This window comes from Mariniflexile sp. (assembly GCF_052728615.1).
Genome location: NZ_JBFVFE010000019.1, coordinates 60,715 through 69,794, shown reverse-complemented (window position 1 = coordinate 69,794; position 9,080 = coordinate 60,715). Strand labels below are relative to the sequence as shown.

Sequence of the window (9,080 nt, the reverse complement as noted above, 5' to 3'; positions counted from 1 at the left end):
AACAAGCAGCGTATCTCGAACTTAAAAAGTTATCAACAAGCAAGGCCGCATAAATCCTTTCTTTGAGATTTTTTATGTGTAACATGAGTTATACAAAGAAAGATTATGGAAGTTTTCGACTGATATTCAAATCTCGAATGAGCGAGGTAAATGGTGACCATCTTGGTTTAATGTTTTGGGGAGATTGTCCCACCGATTCGGCAAAACCAAAAACAGATGCCGCTGGATGCCTTCAATTTGCACCTCCCATTGGATGGATGTGGGATTACCACCCACCAAAAGGACATACTCCAGATATGGAAAGGATAGCCATGGGATCGGATGATTTTACCCAATGGAGCATAACCGAAATGTTGTGTGACTTGGAAAAAGGCACGATGCGGGCAGCTGTAGATGGCGTTGAACTTTTACGTTATACTCATGCAAAGGGTGCACGACAAATTTCCCTAAAACTGGAATCTTGACCTGCAAGTCCCGATGGCAATCGGGATTGAAAACCTTGTAGGTCTTGAAGGATAAATCCTGAGCCCAAACCTACAAGATACTTAAATCTCGCAGGTTTTCATCCATATTCAGGGGCGTTAGTGGAAACCATATTTGTTATCGGATGAATTCCGAAAAAGGGAAATTTGTCGTACACCCTCATGCAAATCCCACCGAGCGGATTGATCCTGAAAAGCGCATTATTGCAGGTCCTATAAGCGTGATGCGTCATGGGAAAGGAACTTCGATATATAAAGATATCTACGTAGAGGAGAATCCTAAAGAGGATAAGTTGATTACAGTGATAAATCAATAGAAAAATAAATATATTACATATTTTCAGTGTGTGATGTTTTTTATCGATAAGAAACAGAAATGTTTTATAAAAAAAACCAGAGCTTCATTACACAAAAGACTGGTTAAATATTAGATGAAGGATAAAGATTAAAAAATGATAAAAAAGCTTTTAATTTTAATAGGTGTTCTAAATACTTTAAATTCAATAGGCCAGACGCCGCCTGAAATTCAAGACCCGTACACAATTGGCATCAACAAGTTACCGCCGCGTACTTACATTTGGCCTTCCGAAAGTATAGAGAGTGCTAGCAAAACTAATTATGAATCATCTAATTGGACACAGTCATTAAACGGAGATTGGCGTTTTCACTGGTCAAAAGATCCAGAATCCAGACCTGCGGACTTTTATAAACCTGCTTTTGACAGTAAAAATTGGTCACAAATTCCAGTACCTTCCACAGTAGAGCGACAAGGTTATGGCGTGCCATTGTACGTTAATGTTGCCTATCCGTTTAAGGTAAATCCGCCACGTGTGATGGATGAACCAGATTCCAGTTATACAAGTTTTAAGCAACGAAACCCCGTTAGTTCTTATATCAGGAAATTCAATGTTCCTAAAAATTGGGCCGATAAGCAAATTATTATCCATTTTGCGGGAATCAGTTCCGCAGCTTTTGTTTGGATCAACGGACAAAAAGTAGGTTATACACAAGGCTCTCGATTACCAGCAGAATTTGATATTACCTCATATCTCATTCAAGGAGAAAATTCGGTTGCTGTTGAAGTTTATAAATATTGTGATGGTTCTTATCTCGAAGATCAAGATTTCTGGCGCTTGAGCGGAATTTTTAGAGATGTATTTATCAGGGCGGTACCAAAAGTGACGTTGTGGGATGTATATGCCGAACCTAAGGTGAATTTACAATCCAAAGAAGGTAATATAGCCATCCATTATACGCCTGCCAACTTCACTGAAAGCATTAGTAAAAATAACAGTATTTCGGTTTCCGTAAAATCGCCTTCAAATGCGTTGGTTGCCGAGCGTGTGTTTAAGATTGAGGATATACAGAAAAATTTCAATAATGAATGGGTGCTGCCAAAAATAGCTATTAGCAATGTTCAGCTTTGGTGGAACGAAAAACCCAATCAATATACCGTTCAGCTCGTATTTAAAAATAATAATAAAGTGATAGAAGCTTATCAGCTTCCTGTGGGCTTTAGAAAAGCGGAGATAGTTGGCGAAAAATTACTTTTTAACGGTTTACCGCTGAAAATTCGCGGTGTAAATAGACATGAATTTTCTCCAAATCAAGGTTACACGGTTTCTAGAGATCAAATGATTGCCGAATTAAAATTGATGAAGCAAGCGAACATTAATTTTGTAAGAACCTCACATTACCCAAATGACCCCAGATGGTATGAGCTATGCAATACATACGGCATGATGGTTATGGATGAAGCCAATGTTGAATCGCATGGGATTAGTTATCATAAAAAGATTTTACCTGGCGATAAGCCCGAGTGGACTTATGGCTGTTTAGACCGTATGGAGCGCATGGTTTTTCGAGATGGACAAAACCCCTGTGTTGTGATGTGGTCCTTAGGAAATGAAGCGGGTTATGGGAGTGCTTTTATGGACATGCGGAAAGCTACTTTAGAAAATGATCCCGAACAGCGTTTGATTCAATATGCCGATATGAATTTGGCGGCAGATTTTGATAGCCAAACCTATCCATCTATTGCGTGGATTAACCAACATTTACAGGGAAAAGCTAAGCGAAAAGGAGAACACGGTGAAGAAACAAATGAAAATCAACATGGAAAATATCCATCAGGAAGACCATTTGTTATGAACGAATATTGCCATGCCATGGGCAATAGCCTTGGGAATTTTAAAGATTATTGGGAGCAAATATATGCCAATGATATGTTGGCAGGTGGTTTTGTGTGGGATTGGATAGACCAATCTCTTTACAAAGACCCTTTGAATTTTGATTCAGGATGGACTTATGGTGGCGATTATGGTGATGTTCCCAATAACAAAAATTTTAATATCAATGGACTTATTGGTGCCGATTTGGTGCCACACCCACATTATGAAGAGCTTAAAAAAGTGTATCAACCTATTGATTTAAAGTTGATGGATACCAATCCGCTTACTATTGAAATAACCAATCATAATTTATATTCAAATAGCAATCAATATACATTTGGTTATAAAATTATCGAAAATGGCATGGTCACCCAAGAACGTGATTTGGGAGCTGTTAATTGTGACCCTTCGGAAAAAATCCAAACAGTTATAGACCATGTGAATTTCAATAAAGAAAAGGAGACGTTTATTACTTTTTACTTTTCCTTAAAAGAAAGTAATTTATGGGCAAATAAAGGATATGTGGTGGCATGGGAACAATTTAAACTATCCAATGGCTCAACAAATACGATAGAACCAGAGACTGGAGGACAGTTGAATTTAACAGATAATGCCACAAACTATACCATATTTGGTGAAGACTTTAAAGTAACTCTTGATAAATCTTCTGGGCTTATTTCAAATTTTCAATACAAAGGAACGGAAGTTATTGCTAAGGACGTGAAATTTAATTTTTGGAGAGCACTGACCGATAATGATGAAGGATGGAAAGTTGATAAAGTATTAGGTGTTTGGAAAAATGAAGGTCAAAACTATACATTAAATCACATAAAAATTGATTCCACTAAAAAAGGAATGATTACTGTAGAAAGTGATTGTACTTTTAATGGCACAAAAACCAAAGCCAGTGTAAAACATACATTTTATGCGGACGGAAAACTGAAATTTGATATAGATTTTGATATTCCAGAAGACGCGCCAAATGTTCCAAGAATAGGAATGCAATTTAAATTGAATAAAAGCTTAACAGATGTTGAATGGTATGGAAGAGGCCCTCACGAAAATTACTGGGATCGGAAAAGTTCTGCAGCTATAGGGATTTATAACTATAAAGTCAAAGATTGGATGACGTCTTATGTGCGGCCCCAAGAAAATGGGAACAGATGTGATGTGAGATGGGTTAAGTTTTTGGATAAAAACAAGAAAGGATTTGAATTCTCAGCTAATCCAGATCATTTATTGTCTGTAAGCGCATGGCTTTACGATCAAGATGTTTTAGAAAATGCATCCCATGAAAACGAATTAACGCCAAGCGAAAATTTGGTTGTAAATTTGGATTATAAGCAAATGGGCGTCGGGGGTGATAATTCTTGGGGCTTGCCAGTACTGGATGCATATCAAATCCATCCCGGAAACTACAGCTATGGTTTTACTTTGGAGCCAATTAATAAATTTAACCAGTGAAAAAAATTGCAAAAATGAAGAAATTTATTGGTCTCAAATAGAGTTAAAACTATGTACTTTAGTGCATCTCGCTTTAGCTTCTAAAAATTTTGCCACGAATCGCACGAATTTTCACGAATTCTCTCGTTTCCTGAAAAGGTGGGCGTAAATAATTTACTATCTATTTCACGAATGCAACAGACTTTCAGTCTGTTTTAAAAACCTATGGCACTTTAGTCCATAGTGGTTTAGTTTGTTATTTAGAGGAGTATGTTGCAGACCAGCTTTGTATATTGAAAGCGCAGGAAATAAAGTCCAATGGTAAATTTTTAAGATTTAAACTGCAACCTTGTTTATTAATAAAGAGGAGTGTTACCTTACATCGTTTATTTAGGGTTTCCTCAGAAAGTCAAAATTGAAAATTATTCAGTTCGGCAAATTTAACCAGGTTTGTTATAAAGAAAACTGCACCGATCCAGGAGTGCGATGTACCGCTGAGTTTTGCTTTGATATTGTTTAGCCCATAGCCTTGTTTTGCTTGTCCGAACTTGCCCTCTATGTGGTTTCTTTCATTGAACTCATCACGGCGCTTCTTTTTTTCATACGCAGTAAGTTCCGCTTTTTCCCCTTTTGTTGCTACGGTCATCCGAATGTTCCTCTCATTGCACCATGTCCTGTTTTTGTTCGTTCCATAGATCTTGTCTACTTGGATGAGCTCAGGGTAATATCCTTTGAGTTTTTTATAGGATTCTGCATGCGGGATCAAGTCCGCACTTTCGTTATAGGCATCCCAACTTAACGTTTCCGCCCTTACAAAACCATCGATTTGCGCAAGCCCTATCTTGGTCCCGAACTCTACTTTCTTCCCGTTTTTCCCTCGCACAATGGGACGGACATAGGGCTGCGAGATGCTCACGATACGGTCTTGGCAGGTGCGGGACTTGTTGCTGTACATCTCTCTTTGCTGGTCGTTCAGCGTTTGGACGATCCAAAAGTCACGCCTCGATTTTAGAGAAATGGCATCTTCGCCCGCGAGGTCCAGCAGCTCGTTGATGCTCTTGATGTTTCGGTCCAGGCAATTCAAATGGTAGCGGATCGAACTGCGCAATGTTTTTTTGTTCACTTGCCGCTTCTTGGATTCTGCCAAGTATTTTTGTCTTGCGGTCCTGCGGTAGGTCCTGGGCTTGACCTTGACCTGGTCCCTTACTTCGTCAAAAAGCTCGTCAATGATCTTTTCCGTTTTTTCACGTGCTTTGTTGAGCAGCCCCAGATCGTTCGGGTAGGTAATGTTTTGGTCGGCAACGGTAGCATCCAGCTTGAGCTTGCCTTTGTTATCAATGGTTTTTTGCCCTTTCTCAATCTTATCGCCACAACAGATAGTGAACAGGACATCGGAGAACCCATTGAAAGTGCCGTTGCCTAGTTTCTTGCGCCACTCAACAAAAAGGGTGGGCGAGAAAAGTGGAGAAGGTGCAAATTCATCCAGCCCCAAAAAATATTGCATATAAGGGTTTTCCTCAATGATCCGGGCGGTCTCCTCATCACTTAGGTTGAGCTTGTGCTTGATGATCAAGCTGCCGATTACGATTCGGGGATCGATGGCCGTCCTGCCGGAAGTAGGGAAATGTTTGGAGAATATTTTTACGCACCGGTCCCACGGGAAATGGTGCGCCAGTTCTACCCATCTATTGGTCGGGTTCAATTTCATTTGGTAAAGATTGCCAAATTTCTCAAATTTGAGCTGGTGCTGGGAAGAATAATTTATCATATGCAAAGTTATTTCATAAATATACAAAATACTTTGCATATAAACACATGAAAATATGACTTATTTTATTAAATACCAATAAGTTATACAGGAATGAGGATACCCTAATTATACGACCCCCGGCACTTGGGTTACTATTCCAAATACAGGCTCTTTGACTACGCTTATTTTTGGAGAACAAGGTCATGTCAAATTTGATAATCCATTGCCGCTTTCTGATTTAGCAGAAGGTGTAGCAATCAGAATAAATACAGATCCATACAATCGTAGTTACACTTACGATCCAGATTTAATTGTATTACTAAATGGTAACTATATAGCCGGAGAAAAAAACCGAAGGTATGTTTCAAGTGATAAAGGAGCCACATGGACACAGATATCCACTTCTTACGCCATAGAACACGCCTCAAGTTTTTATCATGATGGAGCCATTTATATTATAGGAGATGAAGCTGGAAATAATAATGGGAGGGGAGCAATTAACAAATCCACCGATGGAGGTTATACATGGTCAACACCCACTATTTTATTGGATAATTTTCGTAATTCACCATCACATGTTGAAATAGCACAAGATAGAATATGGATTGCTTACGAAAATTTACCAAACCCACATACAGTAAATTTTCTATCAGCCTCAGTCAATAGTGATTTAATGGATGCAAATAATTGGGTCACTACCACTAGACAGGATGCTAGAGGAACTGGAAATGAAACGGACATGGTATTGGGAAGAAACGGATGGCCAATAGCTATGCCAAAAGTTGGGCCTGCAGTTAGAGCATTGAGTGCTGCACAAGCTATTTCAGAATCTAACGATACATTTACCTTACCAGATAGTGGATCAAAGTATACGGCAAAGTACGACCCAGTAAGTGATAAATATTGGGCTCTTACTAGTATTGGTGATCTTACAGCCACAAATAGAGTAGGGATAACGCTTTATAGCTCTACAGATTTAAAAACTTGGAAGAAAGAAAAATTGGTTCTTGAAGGAAAATCATCTTGGATGCATGGATTTAACTATCCATCTATGCAGTTTGATGGCGATGATATTATATTTGTATTGAGAACTGCTTGGGAAAATGAGCGAGGACAGGCACAGCGTTGGCATGATGCAGATATGTTTACTTTTCACAGGGTTAGAAATTTTAGAGATATTGTTCCACCAACTGCAAGTTTTGAGCAACCGATGGGGAATAATAGAATTCCTGTTGGAAATGACCTTACTGTAATTGTTAATGCAATTGATGCCAATGGTACGTTCTTAAGGCAGATTTGTACTTAAATAATGTACTTGAAAGGTCTGATACAGAAGCGCCTTTTCAATGGGATGGTAACGATCCACTTTTGCAAAACATGTCTGCAGGATATTATACCCTAAAGGCCATTGTTAGCAGTAGTGATTCCGAAACAGTAACAATAACAACAACTTTTACTGTAGGAGATGGACCAAGTGAGATAGCTGTGCTGATAGAAGGTACAGGTTATACAAAAAAAAGTTTTTTTGAAGATGAATTGTTGTGGAATAATAGAACTTACCCTATTGAAGATTTGCCAGTAGACTTTATAGGGTTTGAATTTTTGCAAAGTGCAGCTCAAAATGCAGAAGGAGGAACAATGACTCCTTTGGCAGATGGTTTTGTGTATCTGATAGCGAAAGAATCAGAAGTAAGCAAGCTTGGTACAGGTTGGACACTTGTACCAAATTCTGAATTTATTTACAATAATAATGGGATTTTAAATCCATTGGTTAAGTACATGGCAAAAATTCAAACAGATTGTTTTCCAAAGACTTAAATCCTGTCAAAAGGAATTTTGACAGGTAATCCAGTCCGTATTTGAACACACTTACCGCTCTCCTGCCATGTTTTTTTATTGTTATTTTTTGGATGTTCTCATCCAAATAGTCGCCAATCTTATAGCACCATACAAAAGCGATCATTGTCAGGGAGAACAGTTTTTCCAATCTTTCCAGATCGGTCACATGGGTGTCCTCTATATTAAAGCCACTGCTTTTCAGTCCCCTAAAGAGGGTTTCGATCTGCCAGCGCTACTTGTAATAGGCCATCGCCTGTTCGGGCCTATTGAACGAGACAATGATCAAGAACTCCATTTTCCCGTCCCTGTCGATTGTTTTGCTCCCAGAGAGATAGCATCTTTGCCCGTGCAGTTCCACTATTTTTGGGTAGTGGCGGAACTCGCCCATCTTTAAATTGTTGAACAGCCAAAACGCTTTGGTCTCTTCCTGCTTTTGATAGGAATAGATCTTGAGATTGTTCCTGATCCTGATGTGAAATCTGATATTTTCGCCATTCAAGAATTCCAGCCATTTGCTCCCGACAAATTCCCTGTCGGCCAGCAGGCAATTGATGCTCTGCTTGCCGAACCACTCAACATATTTCTTGATCAGGTCAATGCGTTCCTGCGTATCGGAATTTCCCCGTTTGTCCAACATTTTGAACATCAGCGGGAAAGCCACGTTTTTATGGCTGACCCCCAACATCAATATATTGATGTCCCTCGACCCAAATTTCCAATTGGTCCTATCCAGCACCAGTGTCAGATCGTCTTTAAAGGGCAACAGATTGAATATCAACGAGGAAACTGTTTTCATGGGGAAATCGAATTCCCTCATGAACCGTTGGATCCGCCTGTAAGAACTGTTCTTGTCCGCTTTTGTGTCAAATCCAGAGGCCAGCCTGTCATAATTGATGGTCTTTATTTTGCACAGAGCGGTTATGAACAGACAGATGAGCTTGACCCTGGCCAAGTTGAGTTCCCCTTTAAAATGATCTTGTAAAACCGAAACTAAGGCTGTATCTTTACGTTCAGGACTGGTGTTCTTCATTAGAAAAATTATGTGGTTATAATTCTTTAATGTAAGAAATATCAGTCTTATTTGCAAATTTTTAGACCTTTATTTTGTTGATTACCAATGAAATATATTTTTTTGTCATGTACTAAATCGAATGTTATTAAAATCATCCATAATTTATTGGATTGTTACAATGGAACATTGGTTTTAATGGGGTTAAAATCAAGTTTAACGCAAATTTGGAAACCAACAAAACTTTTAATGGGTTTAATTAACTGAAAATCAATTAAATATGAATCAGTAACATTGCGTAGCGTGTTGCAATCTTGCTTATCCCTTAACTTATCCCTTAGCTTTTTCCAATCTAGGGTTACACACATGCACTTATTTATAGGAAT

At 38.7% G+C, this 9,080-nt stretch carries 7 protein-coding genes; 5 read left to right on the top strand and 2 right to left on the bottom strand.

Annotated elements, in window-relative coordinates; all coding sequences use genetic code 11:
* The first annotated feature begins 83 nt into the window (after positions 1-83).
* The 3 genes from ACU1LP_RS09320 (at position 84) to ACU1LP_RS09310 (ending at position 4,117) form a co-directional block, all read left to right on the top strand.
* Positions 84-464 carry a hypothetical protein gene (locus tag ACU1LP_RS09320; protein ID WP_445736131.1) on the top strand — a complete coding sequence of 127 codons (381 nt, stop codon included), beginning with the start codon at positions 84-86 and terminating at the stop codon, positions 462-464.
* 143 nt (positions 465-607) lie between these two features.
* Positions 608-799: a hypothetical protein gene (locus ACU1LP_RS09315; RefSeq protein WP_445736130.1), complete on the top strand. Its 192-nt coding sequence runs from the start codon at positions 608-610 to the stop codon at positions 797-799.
* Positions 800-934: 135 nt separating this feature from the next.
* Positions 935-4,117: a glycoside hydrolase family 2 TIM barrel-domain containing protein gene (locus ACU1LP_RS09310; protein ID WP_445736129.1), complete on the top strand. Its 3,183-nt coding sequence runs from the start codon at positions 935-937 to the stop codon at positions 4,115-4,117.
* Between the two features lie 388 nt (positions 4,118-4,505).
* On the opposite strand, the gene ACU1LP_RS09305 is transcribed toward ACU1LP_RS09310, so the two are convergent.
* Entirely contained in the window at positions 4,506-5,864 is a 1,359-nt protein-coding gene (locus tag ACU1LP_RS09305) for an IS5 family transposase (protein ID WP_445736128.1), read from the bottom strand.
* A 205-nt stretch (positions 5,865-6,069) separates the two neighbouring features.
* Here ACU1LP_RS09305 and ACU1LP_RS09300 point away from each other — a divergent pair, with 205 nt between their 5' ends.
* Positions 6,070-7,152: a sialidase family protein gene (locus ACU1LP_RS09300; RefSeq protein WP_445736127.1), complete on the top strand. Its 1,083-nt coding sequence runs from the start codon at positions 6,070-6,072 to the stop codon at positions 7,150-7,152.
* Positions 7,153-7,223: 71 nt separating this feature from the next.
* Positions 7,224-7,664: a hypothetical protein gene (locus ACU1LP_RS09295; RefSeq protein ID WP_445733033.1), complete on the top strand. Its 441-nt coding sequence runs from the start codon at positions 7,224-7,226 to the stop codon at positions 7,662-7,664.
* A gap of 253 nt (positions 7,665-7,917) precedes the next feature.
* Here ACU1LP_RS09295 and ACU1LP_RS09290 read toward each other — a convergent pair whose 3' ends face one another.
* Entirely contained in the window at positions 7,918-8,715 is a 798-nt protein-coding gene (locus ACU1LP_RS09290; protein WP_445736126.1) for an IS4 family transposase, read from the bottom strand.
* Positions 8,716-9,080 lie beyond the last annotated feature (365 nt).

Bases quoted from the DNA above. Each gene is read 5' to 3' on its own strand.
- ACU1LP_RS09320 (WP_445736131.1), top strand. From the start codon at position 84: ATGAGTTATACAAAGAAAGATTATGGAAGTTTTCGACTGATATTCAAA.
- ACU1LP_RS09305 (WP_445736128.1), bottom strand. From the start codon at position 5,864: ATGATAAATTATTCTTCCCAGCACCAGCTCAAATTTGAGAAATTTGGC.
- ACU1LP_RS09310 (WP_445736129.1), top strand. From the start codon at position 935: ATGATAAAAAAGCTTTTAATTTTAATAGGTGTTCTAAATACTTTAAAT.
- ACU1LP_RS09315 (WP_445736130.1), top strand. From the start codon at position 608: ATGAATTCCGAAAAAGGGAAATTTGTCGTACACCCTCATGCAAATCCC.
- ACU1LP_RS09290 (WP_445736126.1), bottom strand. From the start codon at position 8,715: ATGAAGAACACCAGTCCTGAACGTAAAGATACAGCCTTAGTTTCGGTT.
- ACU1LP_RS09295 (WP_445733033.1), top strand. From the start codon at position 7,224: ATGTCTGCAGGATATTATACCCTAAAGGCCATTGTTAGCAGTAGTGAT.